A 14,231-nucleotide genomic window follows, 5' to 3' on the forward strand; every position below is an offset into this window, starting at 1 on the left:
AAAAAGGATACCCTGCGGCGGTTTTGCCGCGGGTATCCAATTTTCTGGCATACATGATTTGTATAGACAAGGAGAGAAAAGGTCATGGCAAATTTACGTTTTGGCGTAGTCGGATGCGGCCGTATCGGCAAGCTCCACATCAACAACCTGCTCAATAACATCGAAGGCGCTGAGGTTATCGCAGCAGCTGATCCGATGCTGGACAAGTCCGGCGCACGCGAGTGGCTGGCACAGAGAGGCATCACCAACGCTTCCACCAATTATATGGACGTCATCAACAACCCGGATGTCGACGTTGTTATGGTTTGTTCTTCCACCGACACCCATTGTGAGGTTTCGATGGAAGCAGTCAAGGCTGGCAAGCATGTCTTCTGCGAGAAGCCGATTGACTATGATATCGCAAAGATCAAGGCTCTACTCGCTCTGGTAGAGGAGAAGGGTGTCAAGTTCCAGGTTGGCTTCAACCGCCGCTTCGACCACAACCACAAGGCTGTTGCTGATGCAGTGAAGGCTGGCAAGATCGGCAACCCGCATTACATCAATGTTTCCTCCCGCGACCCGGAGCCGCCCCCGGCATCCTATGTTGCAGTTTCCGGCGGTATCTTCTATGATATGATGATCCATGACTTTGACATGGTTCGTTATCTGTCCGGTTCTGAGGCTGTTGAGATTTCCGCTGTTGGCTCCTGCCTGGTTAACCCGAATCTCCAGGAAGAGTCCGGCATTCCGGATGTCGACACCGCAGTTGTCACCATGAAGCTGGCAAACGGCGCAATCGCTACCATCAACAATTCCCGTCAGGCAGTTTACGGCTACGACCAGAGAGTTGAAGTATTCGGCTCCAAGGGCATGGCTGCTGATCAGAACGACCTGAATTCCACCGCAACCATCACTACCGTTGACGGCGCACTGTCCGAGAAGCCGAAGTGGTTCTTCCTCGAGCGCTACAACGACGCATTCATCGAGCAGATCAAGTTCTTCATCGATTCCATCGTCAATGACAAGCCGACCGTTGTTGGCGCATACGATGGCCTGCGTCCGGTTCTGATGGCTGCTGCTGCAACCGAGTCCTGCCGCAACGGCGGTGTCTGGGTCAAGGTTGCCGAATAAATCGACGATACACTTACCAAAAGATAGAAACCAAAAGCCGTCCCGCGAAAGCGGGGCGGCTTTTTGCGTTGGGGATATTTGGGGGGCGCGTCACATATCCTTGAGCAGCTCCAGCGATTCCTTCGCCCATTTCAGGTCGATGGTCTGGAAGCCATGCGCCGGCGTGAACAGATATTCGCGTACATCGTGTGCCAGCTTCTGATAGGTCGCCGCAGGCAGGCGCACATATTGCTCCACGCCGTCCGGGTGGACGAGCACAAAGACAAACTGCCCGTTTTGGTCAATGCTGTGAAAAATTACATCGACAACATCGACATTGTCGCGCGAAAGCTGCATAATAAGAATGAGCTTGGTCAGCTCGAGTGCGCGGTCATCCAGATGGCGCTCTAAGATGTTGACCTTCTCACGGAATTCGTTGGGTGTGCTCGTTGTGCGCAGCGTGTAGCGCTCGAGCTGGGAGAACTCTGCACCCTCCTGTACCTCGCCGTCCGGTGCGAACCAGACCATGAATTCGTTGGTCATGTCGTGATACAGGCACGGATGCAGGACAAGGCAGGTCTTGCCGCAGTTGGGGCAGGTCCATTCAAAGATGGACAGGTCTTCGACACGGCGTCTGGCATCGGGGTCCTGACTGACATTGATGCTGGTCCAGAGGTCAATCGGGCCGTCCTCGCCGCACTGTGGGCAGGTAAAGGTATCCTGACGGGTTTCGGACATAAAAACAATCCTTTCTTCGTAAAAAAATCGGGAGGCTGATACAAATGAATCTGTTTGATGTACCGGATATTCTGCCGGAGGAAGAACAGACCGAACTGCTGCTGAATGGAACGACACGCATTGAACGCATTGTCTCCAGTGGGCAGACCTCGGACTGGTATGACCAGACGGAGGATGAGTGGGTATGTGTCCTCGAAGGGGAGGGCGAGCTGGAATATGCGGACGGCAGCAGGCAGCGCCTGCGGGCGGGCGATACGGCCTGTTTGCCCGCGCATCTGCGCCACCGCGTCAGCTATACCAGTGCGCCGTGCATCTGGCTGTGCGTGTTTCGCCCGGCAGAGTAAACGATTACGTAATATCCGGCAGGTAGTGCGCGCGCAGCAGTGCCTTTCCGGTTTCCGTCGCGGCGATATGCGTGTAAAAATGCCGGATCTGCTGGTCGGAAAACGGTTCTTCCCATGCGTTGACGAGAAAATCCGCTTCCAGTAAAATCTGGTGGTCGATGCCGTCGATTGGGCTGTAGGTGTGGTGGTGCGCAATCAGCCAGCAGATGCGTTCTACATCTTCTGCGGGAAGCGCAAACGGCGCGAGCAGCTGCCGCGCAATGAGCGGGCCCTCCAGCTGCTGGTAGGCACCGGAGGTCGAGCCGTGCACGCGCTCCGCTTCATGAATGCCGATGTCGTGCAGTGCGGCGGCGGCCTCCAGTACAAACCGGGTGTGCGCGTCCAGCTGTTCCCCCTCGGCAATCATGCGGCAGTAATTGTGAACCTTGAGCAGGTGATGGTTTCGCTTCGGGTCTGCGCCGTTGTAGGCGCATGCCGCCAGCAAGATGTTCGCTGCGGTGTCATGCATCGCGGGGCCTCCTTTGGCAAAACAGAATGGAAAAATCGCTCTCCCCACGGGATGGGGAGAGCGATCTGTATTTGTATGCAAAAAGTATAGCATTGACAGGGGGACTTTGTCAATTGCGGTCTGAAATTACACAAACCGCACAGCGGTGCCGTAGGACATGACCTCGGCAGCACCCTGCATGACGGCGGCGGAGGCATAGCGGACATTGACAATTGCATCCGCGCCGAGCGCTTCCGCTTCCTGAATCATGCGGTCAGTGGCAATTTTGCGCGCATCGTTCATCATTTCCGTATACGCTTTCAGCTCGCCGCCGACCAGCGTCTTAAAGCCCTGTGTGATATCCCTGCCGACATTTTTGGACTGAATGGTGCTTCCCTTGACCAGTCCGAGCATTTCCAGCTCTTTGCCTGCGATGTAATCGGTGTTGACTAAAATCATAGTAGCAGCTCCTTTGTATTGGGCCGTCTGCATGCAGAGCAAACAAACCGGTCTGTCCTGCTGCGGGATCGGGGAGTGAGTTCTGTTCCGGTGTCACTCGATGTCCAGTTCGATCGGCTCATCCAAGTGCTCCGAAACATATTTTCCGTTTTTCTTTCTCTGCCGGACACATTCGGTCAGCAGATATTCGATCTGTCCGTTGACCGAGCGGAAATCATCTTCCGCCCATGCCGCAATGGCGTTGTACAGATTCTCAGACAGTCGGAGTGGGATTTGTTTCTTCTTGCTGCTCATGGGAGTATTTTAATACAAACTTCCCGTGTTGACAATAGGCTGTGTGTCATGATTTCCACACAGGACGACCAGCAGATTGGAGACCATGGCAGCCTTGCGCTCTTCATCCAGTTCGACGACCTGATTTTCATTCAGCCGTTCGAGTGCCATTTCCACCATGCCGACTGCGCCGTCGACAATCATTTTCCGCGCATCAATGATGGCGGATGCCTGCTGACGCTGGAGCATGACGGCGGCAATTTCCGGCGCATAGGCGAGATAGGTGATGCGCGCTTCGATGATTTCCAGCCCTGCGTCGGAAACACGCTGCTGGATCTCGTCGCGGATACGCGAAGCGACAACCTCGCTCGACCCGCGCAGGCTGCCTTCATCTGCCTGTCCGTCGCCCGTCGTGTCGACATTCGGTGCGACATCATACGGGTACAGCCGGACAATGTTGCGCAGCGCACTGTCGCACTGGAGTGAGAGGTATTCTTTGTAGTTGTCGACGTTGAACACAGCCTTTGCTGTGTCTGTCACGCGCCACATGACGGCGATGCCGATTTCTACCGGATTGCCCAGACAGTCATTGATCTTCTGGCGGCTGTTGTTGAGCGTCATGACCTTGAGGGAAATTTTATTGCTCGCGGTTTCTGCGGGAGCGGCTGTTCTGCCCATGGCAAGAGACAGGCCCTTTGCCGAGCCGCCGTCCACATCGCCACTCTGGTTCAGACGGGTTTTTGCCGCCGGATTGACGCTGGCGCAGAATGGGTTGACAAAATAGAAGCCCTCGCCGCGCAACGTGCCGACATATTTGCCGAACAGTGTGAGAACAAGCGCCTCCTGTGGCTTGAGTACCTTCAGGCCGCACAGCGGGAACCAGCCGATGCACAGCCAAATAATGCTGGTGACCAGCAGCGGCGTCTGATGCGCCATGGCGCTGTAGACACAGGCGGCAATGGCAGCGGCATACAGTGCAACGGTCAGGATGAGCATAGGCATGCCATTTTTTCGATTGTTGCGGATTTTTTCTTTCACAGGAAATCCCTCCCTTGCTTTGATATTTGAATGATATCACAATGATATCAAACTGTCAATAGATGGCTGGAAGATTTCTCCGCTTTCACCCGGACTTCCCGTGGCGCATAGGATAAGGTGAGAGCTGACAGGCTCAAATTTTTTTCAGAAAGGAAGGCAGCATATGGCTGAGGAAAAAATGAATGCCAAACCCGCCGTCACGACACAGCATACGCAGTCCGGCCCGGGCTTTGTCATGAATTACAATCTGCTTGCGCTGGCGATGGGCTTTGTGCCCGACCAGATCTGGCAGAATATTTACAACGACGATGTGGCGTTGGCACGCGGGACCATCTTTGCCGATCTGGATAAGCCGTTTATTGGAGAGGAGGCGGTGCGCTGTGACTGAACAGCAACAGGCCATGCAGGAGCTGCGCCGCCGGGAATTTGCGATGATTGATGCGGGTATGTATTTGGACGGACACCCGGAGGACGAAACCGCATTGCAGTATTTCCGTGCGATGTCCAAAAAGCATCAACAGGCAGAGGAGATGTATCAGAAGCATTTCGGCCCGCTGTACCTGTCCAATGCGGGAACCGGAAAACGCTGGGACTGGATCGACGAGCCGTGGCCGTGGGAAGGAGTGTAAGTCATGTGGGATTATGACAAGAAGCTCATCTATCCGGTGCGCATTTCCAAGCCTGACCCGGCGATGGCAAAGCTGATCCTGACACAGCTGGGCGGCCCGGACGGGGAGCTGGGTGCGGCCATGCGCTATCTGAACCAGCGTTATGCACAGCCGTATGCACAGGGTAAGGCGATTTTGACCGACATCGGCACAGAGGAGCTGGCACACTGTGAGATGATCGGTGCAATTGTTCATCAGCTGACGCGCAACCTGACACCGGAGGAAATCCGCAGCAGCGGATTTGACGCCTATTTTGTCGATCATACAACGGGCATCTATCCACAGGCTGCCAGCGGTACGCCGTTCTCTGCGGCAACGCTGCAATCGACCGGCGATGCGCTCGCCGACCTGTTCGAGGATATGGCGGCGGAGCAAAAGGCACGCCTGACTTATGACAACCTGCTTCGTTTGCTGGATGATCCGGATGTGCGCGATCCGATTAAATTCCTGCGTGAGCGTGAAATCGTGCACTTCCAGCGCTTCGGTGAAGCCCTGCGCGATGTACAGGAAAATCTGGATGCGAAAAACTATTATGCCTACAACCCGTCGTTTGACATCACCTGTACCAGACGGAAAAACAAGGCCTGACGGGCACAAAAAACTGCCTCCTGCCGGAACGCCGGGCAGGAGGCAGAGCCGTGTTTTATATCAGAGGTTCAGATATCAACAGGGTTATTCTTCGATTTCATTTTGCAGGGTCTGGTACAGCTCCATGATATCATCATAGGTGCCGCGGCCTTCATGGAATGCATTGGCAGATGCTGCCGCCAGCGACAGCTGGAACGCCTCTACCATGTTCTGATTCTGATGATAGCCGCTGAGGAAGCCGGCCAGCATGGAATCGCCGCAGCCGACCGTATTGCGTACCGTGCCTTCCATGGCGCTGTGGCGGTATACATTGCCGTCCTCTGTGACGAGGACAGCACCCTCTGCATCCAGCGAAACCAGGACATTGCGTGCACCCATGCTCTGCATGGAGCGGGCATAGTGAATGATATCGTCAATGCTGTCCGGATTGCGGTAGAAAATATCAATCAGCTCCTGCCGGTTTGGCTTGATGAGGAACGGTTTGTACTTAAAGGTATTGAGCAGCAGCGGACCCTTTGCATCGACCACGACATACAGGTCTTTGTCTGCGACAGTGCCGAGGATATCGCTGTAGACGGTATCGCGTGCACCGCGTGGGATGGAGCCGGAGAGGACAAGCGTATCGCCGTCTTTCAGCTGCTGGAGCTTGCCGCACAGTGCGACAATGTCTTCCGGAGAAATTTCCGGGCCGACGCCGTTGATGGAGCTTTCAATGCCATCCACCATCTGGACGTCAATGCGGCTGCTGCCGCGTTGGAGCTGGACGAAGTCATGACGGATGCCATCCCGATCCATCAGCCGTTCGATTTCAGCGCCGGTAAAACCGCCGACCAGTCCGAGTGCCAGACTGTCCTGATTTAAAATATGTAATGCATAAGAGACATTGATTCCCTTTCCGCCGGGTACAATGCGCTCATAACGGGCGCGGTTGACACGGCCTGACTGAAATCCGGGGACAGCAACCAGATAGTCAAGGCAGGGATTTAATGTCACGGTATAGATCATAAAAAACGACCTCCTGACGGGAACTGCCACTGGAAATCCAGCGGATTTGGGTTTTGCAAGATGCACAAAAGGAGTGCATTCCTGTGTGTTTTAGTATAACATATTGTCTAAAAAAATGCATCTATTTTCCGGAAAGTTAATCAACTATTCATAAACTATTTTCCAAATTGTAATGTAACAAAATCGCAGATAAAATCTGTTGACACACTGGGTTGGATATGCTATAATATTTCTTGCTTAGCACGAGAGATTCGATCCGGAGAGGTATCGAAGTGGTCATAACGAGGCGGTCTTGAAAACCGTTTGTCCGAAAGGGCGCGTGGGTTCGAATCCCACCCTCTCCGCCACATTCTCTTTTTGATTAAGCCGTCAGCCTTTGGAGAAATACCCAAGTGGTGAAGGGGCTCCCCTGCTAAGGGAGTAGGGCGCGAAAGTGTCGCGAGGGTTCAAATCCCTCTTTCTCCGCCAGAAGAAAAGCATCGGAATTTTTGTTCCGGTGCTTTTTCTTTTCTCAGATACGCCACACGCAAAAATCCCGGAGTTGCCTCCGGGATTTTCATTGTTTGCTATGTTATTTTGCGGCGTTGACGGCGATGGAGTAAAACATGCCGTCTGCGTACAGATAGAACGACTGGTCTTCGGTCGGGTCTTCCGCAAGCTCGAACAGCAGGTGCGTCATAACGGTGCTGCCTGAGGCAATCGAACCGGAATAGACCATGTCGTTGCCTGCCTCCAGAACGACCGTACCGAGCGAGTTGAAGCCGTCCTCAAGCATCTGACCGCCATACAGCGTGCCGAGCGTGAGCGCTTCGCTGCCGTTGTTTGTGACTTCGATGGCGATATCAACCAGCTTGTCGCCGTCGGTGATGGGCTGGATGGACGTATTGCCGCCGGCATCGGTCAGCGAGGCAGCTTCATCGGCAACGGTGCATGATTTCATCGTCAGCACGGCGCCGCCTGCGGTTTTGACCGGGGTATCAGCAGAAAATGCCTGAGCATTCGGTTTGCAGTCGCTCAGCGGCGCGGCATAGGTTGTCGAGGATTCCGGCATGATAAAATATACCTTGAGCTGTGTCCACGAAATGTCCTCCGGCAGCACCAGCGTATAGTGCACGCGCGCCGTCTTTCCCTTTTGCAGTTCACCGGCATCGTCCAGCGTCGTGCCGTCTGCGGATTCAACGAACACCATGTAGTCGTCATACATGTCGTTCTCATCTGCGCAGTAGAAATACAGGTCATCTTCGAGATCCAGCTCTTCACTGCCCACATTTTTGACTGTGCTCACACAGTCGAGATAGAGGTAATCGCCCTCTTCATCCGAATTTTCGTCGTCAGATGCATAATAGGCGTTGACGCTGCCGTCATCCTCGAGCGTCAGCGGCGCCATGGTGCAGTCGGACAGCGCGGCATATTCCATCGTGATGGCGGCAGCTTTATCCTTGTACTGCTGTCCGGTGACGAAGGTTTCATCTTCTTCCTTGAGTACAGAGTTCATCAGATCGTCGGCGGTTCCGCCGCAGCCTGCCAGACCGGTCAGCATACATGCTGCCAGACACAGGCTCAGAAATCGTTTTTTCATGTGTTTTTCGTCCCTTCCATTTTGTACTGCCGGACATGCCGGCGAAAGTATTGTACCATATTATGACATTTGGCGCAAGGCTGGAAGCGGGTGCGGGTTCTGCCGGAGACGGACAGATTTGGCAGTATCGTATGTGGGCGCGGCGGGCATGCTGGGAATAGAAAAAATGGGCTTTCCCAGAAGGGAAAGCCCATTTCCTGAATCGCAAATAAGGAAGATATCAATTATTCAGCGTCAACCTTAGCCATGTGCTCGATGAGCATCAGCAGCTTGTTGGAGTAGCCCCATTCGTTATCGTACCAGGAAACAACCTTTACGAAGGTGTCGGTCAGATAAACGCCTGCGGTTGCGTCGAAGATAGAGGTGCGAGCATCGCCCAGGAAGTCAGAAGAAACAACTGCGTCCTCGGTGTAGCCCAGAATGCCCTTCAGGCCGCCTTCTTCAAGCGGGGTCTCAGAAGCCTTCTTCATTGCTGCACAGATGTCGTCCTTGGTAGCCGGGGTAGCCAGGTTGCAGGTCAGGTCAACAACAGAAACGTCGAGGGTCGGTACACGCATGGAGATACCGGTCAGCTTGCCGTTCAGCTTCGGGTAAACCTTGCCTACTGCCTTAGCAGCGCCAGTGGAAGACGGAATGATGTTGCCGGAAGCAGCACGGCCGCCGCGCCAGTCCTTCTTGGACGGACCGTCAACGGTCTTCTGGGTGCCGGTGGTGGAATGAACGGTGGTCATCAGGCCTTCGGTGATGCCGAATGCTTCGTCCAGAACCTTGGCAATCGGAGCCAGGCAGTTGGTGGTGCAGGAAGCGTTGGAAACGAAGGTCATATCCTTGGTGTAGGTGTTCTGGTTAACGCCCATAACGAACATCGGGGTGTCGTCCTTGGACGGAGCAGACATGATAACCTTCTTTGCGCCGCCGTCGATGTGAGCCTGAGCCTTTTCCTTGGTCAGGAATACGCCGGTGGACTCAACAACGTAATCAACGCCAGCCTCGCCCCACGGAATCTCAGCCGGGTTCATGCAAGCGAAGAACTTAACTTCCTTGCCGTCGACGATGATGGAGTTGTCGGTGTACTCGATGGTGCCCTGGTACTGACCATGCATGGTGTCGTAACGCAGCATGTAAGCCATGTAATCCGGAGTCATGAACGGATCGTTGACAGCAACGAAGTCGATGTTCGGATTAGAAAGACCAGCGCGGAAAACCATACGGCCGATACGGCCAAAGCCATTGATACCTACTTTGATACCCATTGTAGTAATATCCTCCTTATTAAATATCCTGTTTTACTGGAACGACTTTATTATACACGGAAAAAAGTTGTTTCGCAATAACAGATTTGTATAAATTGCGGTAGCAATTCTGAAGTTTTTTCATATTCCATGTTCAGAAGCTCTTAATTTCTGTTATAATATAGTCAATTTCTTGTCGATTTATGCAACTCATGCTCGAATGGAGATGAAATATGATGAAAATTGTCACAGAACCGCAGGAAGGCAGTCCGACGGATGCCGGTGCATCAGGGAATGATGCCTTTTTTGCGGGGCTTTCACCGGAGCAGCTGGCTGCGGTCTGTCAGGGTCTGGATGCGCCGATGCATGCGATGGCGCTTGTTTCGGAGCAGCTGATGGTGCTGCGGCAGACGCATTCCTGTGCTGCACTGCTGGCATACGGTGGATTTTACTCGCTGCGGGAGGTGTTGGATCCGGCGGCATGTGATGCCATACAGAACAGCGTGCGCACCGGGACGGCGCATACCATATTACTGTCGTTGTCCGGCGAACGCTGGAGCATGCGCATTGTCCCGGCAGAAGGGCAGGCGCTGCTGGTATTCCAGTGCGATGTGCAGCATCAGGTCGGCGTGTCGATGACGGCAGCGGGTCTGCGCGGGAGCGCGGCACGGCTGTTGATGCGGGCGGATGTGCTGGAATCCGACGGATTGGGGGAAGATGCCTGCGCCATCCGGCGGGAGGCGCTGCGCATTCTCCGGCAGGCAAACCATGCGGAGCTGCTGAACGGTGCACTGGGGCCGATGCGGCGTGAGCTGTGCTCGGCGACGGAGCTTCTCACAGATGCCGGACGGCAGCTTGCGCGCCGGGGAGTGACGGTTGACATACAGAACCCGGTGCAGGATGTCAGCCTGTGGGCGGATCAGGGTCTGCTGCTGTCCGCGCTGATGACACTGATTTCCAACAGCCTGCGCCATGGCGGGGACCAGGTTCATATCCGGCTGTATGCCGGCACGCAGGGCGGCAGCGTCGTGTTTGTCGTTGACGACGACGGCGTGGGGCTGAGTCAGGAGGCGCTCGCGCGCATGAACGACACCTGGCGGCAGGCGGATGCATCCGTCGGCGGCTGGGGGCTGGGCATCCCGTATGCCCGCCGCATTGCCGAACTGCACGGCGGCGCACTGCTGTTCGCACCGGGCGCGGCGGGCGGCTGTACCGCGCGTATTTCCATCCCGCTGCGACAGGAGGCGGGACTGGAAACTGCGAGCAGCTACCAGCCCAATCTCGCCGCGGGCGTGAACGCGGCGGATATCGAATTGTCTGATGTGCTGGATGCAGCAGTATTTCGCACGGAATAACGGAAAACCGGCCGGCGAAGGTCCCTCCCGCTGTGCGGAGGGGCTTTTTTCCTGTCCGTACAGCCGTGCCTGCCCGGACGGGAACAGCCGTAGTATGCCCGGAAAACCAAGGAATATAAGCGTGTTTTTCGGCCTGGAACCAAAAAAAACCAGAAATTGTCCACAGAAATAACAACGTATACAGAAAAACCGCAAAAATATTTGTTGATTTCTGTTATTTTTTTTGCAAAATTCCTTGCGTTTCTGGTCGGTATGACGGTATAATCTAGGGTATAGTGTTGTGCCCGTTGACGGGGTGCAGCGCACGCGTGACAGCCGTGCCTGATTTGCGGGGGGACGGCTGTTCCGCAGGTTAATTATCGTCTGCGGTGCGGCATCCTGCCGCACAGAATGAACAGAGAGGTGAATCCATAATGGCGTACACGTTTCGTGGCGGTATCCATCCTGGAACCAAAAATGATCCGGGATTCAAATCCGCAACAAACAAAAAGCCGATCGAAGTCCTGAAGGCACCGGACAAGGTTGTCCTTCCCGTTTCGATGCACATTGGTGCACCGGCAAAGCCGCTGGTGAAGAAGGGTGACATCGTCGACATGGGTCAGATGATCGCAGAGGCCGGCGGTTTTGTCAGCGCTCCGGTACATGCGTCGGTTTCCGGAAAGGTTGTCGACGTCATCCCGATGCTGCACCAGAATGGCTCCAAGGTTCTGTCCATCGTCATTGAGAACGACCATGAAGACAGACTGCACGAGTCGGTCAAGCCGAAGGACTTTGAATCGATGTCCAACGACGAGCGCATCCAGGCAATCTGGGATGCGGGTATTGTCGGCCACGGCGGCGCAACCTTCCCGACGCATGTCAAGATCAAGTCCGGTATCGGCAAGTGCGATACCATCCTGATTAACGGCGCGGAGTGTGAGCCGTACATCACGTCCGACCACCGCCTGCTGCTCGAGCGCCCGGAGGAGATTGTCGAGGGCGTCCGCTATCTGGTCAAGATCATGGGCGTCAAGCAGGCCTTCATCGGCATCGAGCTGAACAAGGAAGACACATTTGCAAAGATCGAGCAGCTGCTCGCCGGCGACCCGGTTATCAAGCTGGCTCCGCTGGAGTGCCGCTACCCGCAGGGCGCAGAAAAGCAGCTCATCAATGCCGTTACCGGCCGTGAGGTTCCGTCCGGCAAGCTGCCGGCAGACGCAGGCTGCGCAGTATTTAATGTAGACACCGCAGGTGCGGTTTACCGCTGCTTTGCCAAGGGCATGCCGGTTATCCGCCGCGTTGTCACGGTTTCCGGCTCCGCGGTCAACGAGCCGAAGAACCTTGAGGTTCGCACCGGCACCTGTGTGACTGAGCTGATCGATGCATGCGGCGGCTTCAAGAGCGCGCCGAACAAGCTGCTGGCCGGCGGCCCGATGATGGGCGTCGCGCAGTTTACCACCGATGTCCCGGTACTCAAGGGCACCAACGCATTCCTCGCGTTCTGTGAGGATGAGGATAAGCGCGTTGCGCATCCGACCTGCATCCGCTGCGGCCGCTGCGTCGGAGTCTGCCCGATGCACCTGACCCCGGTTTACATGAACATGTTCGCAGCTAAGAACGACCTCGAGGGCTGCGAGGAGTACGACGTACTCGACTGCATCGAGTGCGGCTCGTGCGCATACGTATGTCCGGCACGCATCCCGCTGGTACAGCAGTTCCGCGTTGCGAAGATGCGCGTCCAGGAAAAGCGCAAGGCAGCAGCCGCTGCGGCGCAGAAGTAAGGAGGGTGGAACGAAATGTATGATTTCAGTAAAGTAGTAATTACATCCTCCCCGCACATTAAGAGCAAAGAGGATACCCAGTCGATTATGCTCGACGTGCTGTTCGCACTGATCCCGTCGCTGGCAGTTTCGACCTATGTTTTCGGTTTCCGCGCGATTCTGATGACCGTGGTTTCCGTTGCAGCCTGCATGGTATTTGAGGCAATCTACGACAAGATTGTCGGCAAGCCGAACACGATCACGGATCTGTCCGCTGCTGTTACCGGCGTGCTGCTGGCGTTTGTCTGCCCGGTTACGCTTCCGTACTGGATGCTGATTATCGGCGACGGCGTCGCAATCATCGTTGCCAAGTGCCTGTTTGGCGGCCTCGGCAAGAACTTCATCAACCCGGCACTGGCCGGTCGTGCATTCCTGCTGGCTTCCTGGCCGGTTGCCATGACCACCTGGGTCAGAGCAAAGTCCGGCGTCGGCCTGATTTCCAATTCCACCGAGGCGCTCGATGCGATGGCAAGCGCAACCCCGCTCGCGATCATCAAGGGCACGGCGGATGGCGAACTGCCGAGCATTGCCAATATGTTCCTCGGCATGTGTGGCGGCTCCATGGGTGAGGTTTCCGCGATTGCCCTGATTATCGGCGGCGTTTACCTGCTGGTTCGCAAGGTTATCACCATCCACATCCCGGCAGCTTACATCCTGACGGTTGCAGTTCTGACCTTCCTGTTCCCGCAGGGCGGCCTGGGCCATCTGGATTCCATGCTGTACAGCCTGTTCGGCGGCGGCCTGATGCTCGGCGCGTTCTTCATGGCGACCGACTACTCGACTTCCCCGGTATCCCGCAAGGGTCAGGTTATCTTCGGCATCGGCTGCGGCCTGCTGACCGTCATGATCCGCTTCTTCGGCGGCTATCCGGAAGGCGTCTGCTACTCCATCCTGCTGATGAATACCACCGTATGGCTGATTGATAAGTACACCCGCCCGACCAAGTTCGGCGCACCGGCAAAGCAGAAGAAGGAGGGCTAATCAATGGCTGGCAAGCAGAAGAATGAATTTGTACAGCTCGGCGGCGTCCTTTGTGCAATCACGCTGGTCGTTGCACTGTGCCTCGGTGCAGTAAACGCAATCACCGTTGACCCGATTGCCAAGCAGAACCAGATTAAGACGGAAAATGCGCTGGCACAGGTCATGGATGCGGATTCCGAGCCGATTGAGGTTGCGGAAGGCACTACGGCAACCACCGACAAGGGCACGGTTGTTGAAATCGTTTCCGCTTATAAGATGACCAAGGACGGCCAGGACGCAGGCTACTGCGTTGAAGTCGCACCGACCGGCTTCGGCGGCGGCGTAGATACCATGGTTGGCATCGGCGTTGACGGCACGATCACCGGTATTTCCATTATTTCCGCATCGTCTGAGACCCCGGGCCTGGGCGCAAACAGCACCAAGCCGGAGTTCCAGGAGCAGTTCGCAGGCCAGCCTGCCGACGGCACGGTTGCCGTTGAGAAGGATGGCGGCTCCATCGTCGCACTGACCGGCGCGACCATCACCTCCCGCGCAGTATCGGAAGGCGTCAACGCTGCCGTGAAGTTCGCTGCGGAACAGGGTTAAGGAGGACCATA

The 14,231-nt window shown here is 55.5% G+C and carries 17 protein-coding genes and 2 tRNA genes; 11 read left to right on the forward strand and 8 right to left on the reverse strand.

What is annotated here, in order from left to right:
* Positions 1-84 precede the first annotated feature (84 nt).
* Positions 85-1,110, forward strand: coding sequence for an inositol 2-dehydrogenase (gene iolG, locus ACLM7Z_RS04640; RefSeq protein WP_087019376.1), 1,026 nt, complete (start codon positions 85-87; stop codon positions 1,108-1,110).
* Between the two features lie 90 nt (positions 1,111-1,200).
* Here the strand turns inward: iolG and ACLM7Z_RS04645 are convergent, their stop codons facing one another.
* Complete coding sequence (locus ACLM7Z_RS04645; RefSeq protein WP_087019374.1) at positions 1,201-1,827, reverse strand: CpXC domain-containing protein; 627 nt, start codon at positions 1,825-1,827, stop codon at positions 1,201-1,203.
* A gap of 44 nt (positions 1,828-1,871) precedes the next feature.
* Between ACLM7Z_RS04645 and ACLM7Z_RS04650 the strand changes: the two genes are divergently transcribed.
* Positions 1,872-2,171 (forward strand): cupin domain-containing protein, encoded by a 300-nt coding sequence (locus tag ACLM7Z_RS04650; RefSeq protein WP_087019371.1) that lies wholly within the window; start codon positions 1,872-1,874, stop codon positions 2,169-2,171.
* Positions 2,172-2,175: 4 nt separating this feature from the next.
* On the opposite strand, the gene ACLM7Z_RS04655 is transcribed toward ACLM7Z_RS04650, so the two are convergent.
* From ACLM7Z_RS04655 to ACLM7Z_RS04670, 4 genes are all read right to left on the reverse strand, one after another.
* Complete coding sequence (locus ACLM7Z_RS04655) at positions 2,176-2,679, reverse strand: HD domain-containing protein (protein WP_435645632.1); 504 nt, start codon at positions 2,677-2,679, stop codon at positions 2,176-2,178.
* A gap of 126 nt (positions 2,680-2,805) precedes the next feature.
* Complete coding sequence (locus ACLM7Z_RS04660; RefSeq protein WP_087019366.1) at positions 2,806-3,117, reverse strand: YbjQ family protein; 312 nt, start codon at positions 3,115-3,117, stop codon at positions 2,806-2,808.
* A gap of 93 nt (positions 3,118-3,210) precedes the next feature.
* The gene (locus ACLM7Z_RS04665) at positions 3,211-3,411 is read right to left on the reverse strand and encodes a PTS ascorbate transporter subunit IIC (RefSeq protein WP_087019361.1); all 201 of its coding nucleotides are present in this window, start codon (positions 3,409-3,411) and stop codon (positions 3,211-3,213) included.
* A 9-nt stretch (positions 3,412-3,420) separates the two neighbouring features.
* Positions 3,421-4,428 (reverse strand): SPFH domain-containing protein, encoded by a 1,008-nt coding sequence (locus ACLM7Z_RS04670; protein ID WP_087019358.1) that lies wholly within the window; start codon positions 4,426-4,428, stop codon positions 3,421-3,423.
* Positions 4,429-4,591: 163 nt separating this feature from the next.
* Here ACLM7Z_RS04670 and ACLM7Z_RS04675 point away from each other — a divergent pair, with 163 nt between their 5' ends.
* From ACLM7Z_RS04675 to ACLM7Z_RS04685, 3 genes are read left to right on the forward strand one after another with little or no spacing between them, the layout of a single operon-like run.
* The gene (locus tag ACLM7Z_RS04675) at positions 4,592-4,816 is read left to right on the forward strand and encodes a spore coat associated protein CotJA (protein WP_087019355.1); all 225 of its coding nucleotides are present in this window, start codon (positions 4,592-4,594) and stop codon (positions 4,814-4,816) included.
* Positions 4,809-5,057, forward strand: a complete 249-nt coding sequence (locus ACLM7Z_RS04680) for a spore coat protein CotJB (protein WP_165761100.1) — start codon at positions 4,809-4,811, stop codon at positions 5,055-5,057. Before ACLM7Z_RS04675 ends, ACLM7Z_RS04680 begins: the two co-directional genes overlap by 8 nt.
* A 3-nt stretch (positions 5,058-5,060) precedes the next feature.
* Positions 5,061-5,684: a manganese catalase family protein gene (locus ACLM7Z_RS04685; RefSeq protein WP_087019349.1), complete on the forward strand. Its 624-nt coding sequence runs from the start codon at positions 5,061-5,063 to the stop codon at positions 5,682-5,684.
* An 84-nt stretch (positions 5,685-5,768) separates the two neighbouring features.
* Here ACLM7Z_RS04685 and pfkB read toward each other — a convergent pair whose 3' ends face one another.
* Positions 5,769-6,689, reverse strand: coding sequence for a 1-phosphofructokinase (gene pfkB, locus ACLM7Z_RS04690; protein WP_087019346.1), 921 nt, complete (start codon positions 6,687-6,689; stop codon positions 5,769-5,771).
* 258 nt (positions 6,690-6,947) lie between these two features.
* Between pfkB and ACLM7Z_RS04695 the strand changes: the two genes are divergently transcribed.
* A tRNA-Ser gene (locus ACLM7Z_RS04695) sits at positions 6,948-7,036 on the forward strand.
* Between the two features lie 31 nt (positions 7,037-7,067).
* Positions 7,068-7,157, forward strand: a tRNA-Ser gene (locus ACLM7Z_RS04700).
* A 103-nt stretch (positions 7,158-7,260) separates the two neighbouring features.
* Here ACLM7Z_RS04700 and ACLM7Z_RS04705 read toward each other — a convergent pair.
* Together ACLM7Z_RS04705 and gap are read right to left on the reverse strand one after the other, a co-directional pair.
* Positions 7,261-8,268: a hypothetical protein gene (locus tag ACLM7Z_RS04705; protein WP_435645633.1), complete on the reverse strand. Its 1,008-nt coding sequence runs from the start codon at positions 8,266-8,268 to the stop codon at positions 7,261-7,263.
* Positions 8,269-8,492: 224 nt separating this feature from the next.
* Positions 8,493-9,521, reverse strand: coding sequence for a type I glyceraldehyde-3-phosphate dehydrogenase (gene gap / locus ACLM7Z_RS04710; protein ID WP_087019340.1), 1,029 nt, complete (start codon positions 9,519-9,521; stop codon positions 8,493-8,495).
* 212 nt (positions 9,522-9,733) lie between these two features.
* Here gap and ACLM7Z_RS04715 point away from each other — a divergent pair, with 212 nt between their 5' ends.
* The 4 genes from ACLM7Z_RS04715 to ACLM7Z_RS04730 all read left to right on the forward strand — a co-directional run bounded on the left by ACLM7Z_RS04715 (position 9,734) and on the right by ACLM7Z_RS04730 (position 14,220).
* Positions 9,734-10,855, forward strand: coding sequence for a sensor histidine kinase (locus tag ACLM7Z_RS04715; protein WP_435645634.1), 1,122 nt, complete (start codon positions 9,734-9,736; stop codon positions 10,853-10,855).
* 413 nt (positions 10,856-11,268) lie between these two features.
* Entirely contained in the window at positions 11,269-12,615 is a 1,347-nt protein-coding gene (gene rsxC / locus ACLM7Z_RS04720; protein WP_087019334.1) for an electron transport complex subunit RsxC, read from the forward strand.
* A gap of 15 nt (positions 12,616-12,630) precedes the next feature.
* On the forward strand, positions 12,631-13,635 hold the full coding sequence (locus ACLM7Z_RS04725; protein ID WP_087019331.1) for an RnfABCDGE type electron transport complex subunit D: 1,005 nt from the start codon (positions 12,631-12,633) through the stop codon (positions 13,633-13,635).
* 3 nt (positions 13,636-13,638) lie between these two features.
* The gene (locus ACLM7Z_RS04730; protein WP_087019329.1) at positions 13,639-14,220 is read left to right on the forward strand and encodes an RnfABCDGE type electron transport complex subunit G; all 582 of its coding nucleotides are present in this window, start codon (positions 13,639-13,641) and stop codon (positions 14,218-14,220) included.
* Positions 14,221-14,231: the final 11 nt, after the last annotated feature.

This window comes from Butyricicoccus porcorum, assembly GCF_051246315.1.
In the GTDB taxonomy this organism is placed as follows: Bacteria; Bacillota; Clostridia; order Oscillospirales; family Butyricicoccaceae; genus Butyricicoccus_A; species Butyricicoccus_A porcorum.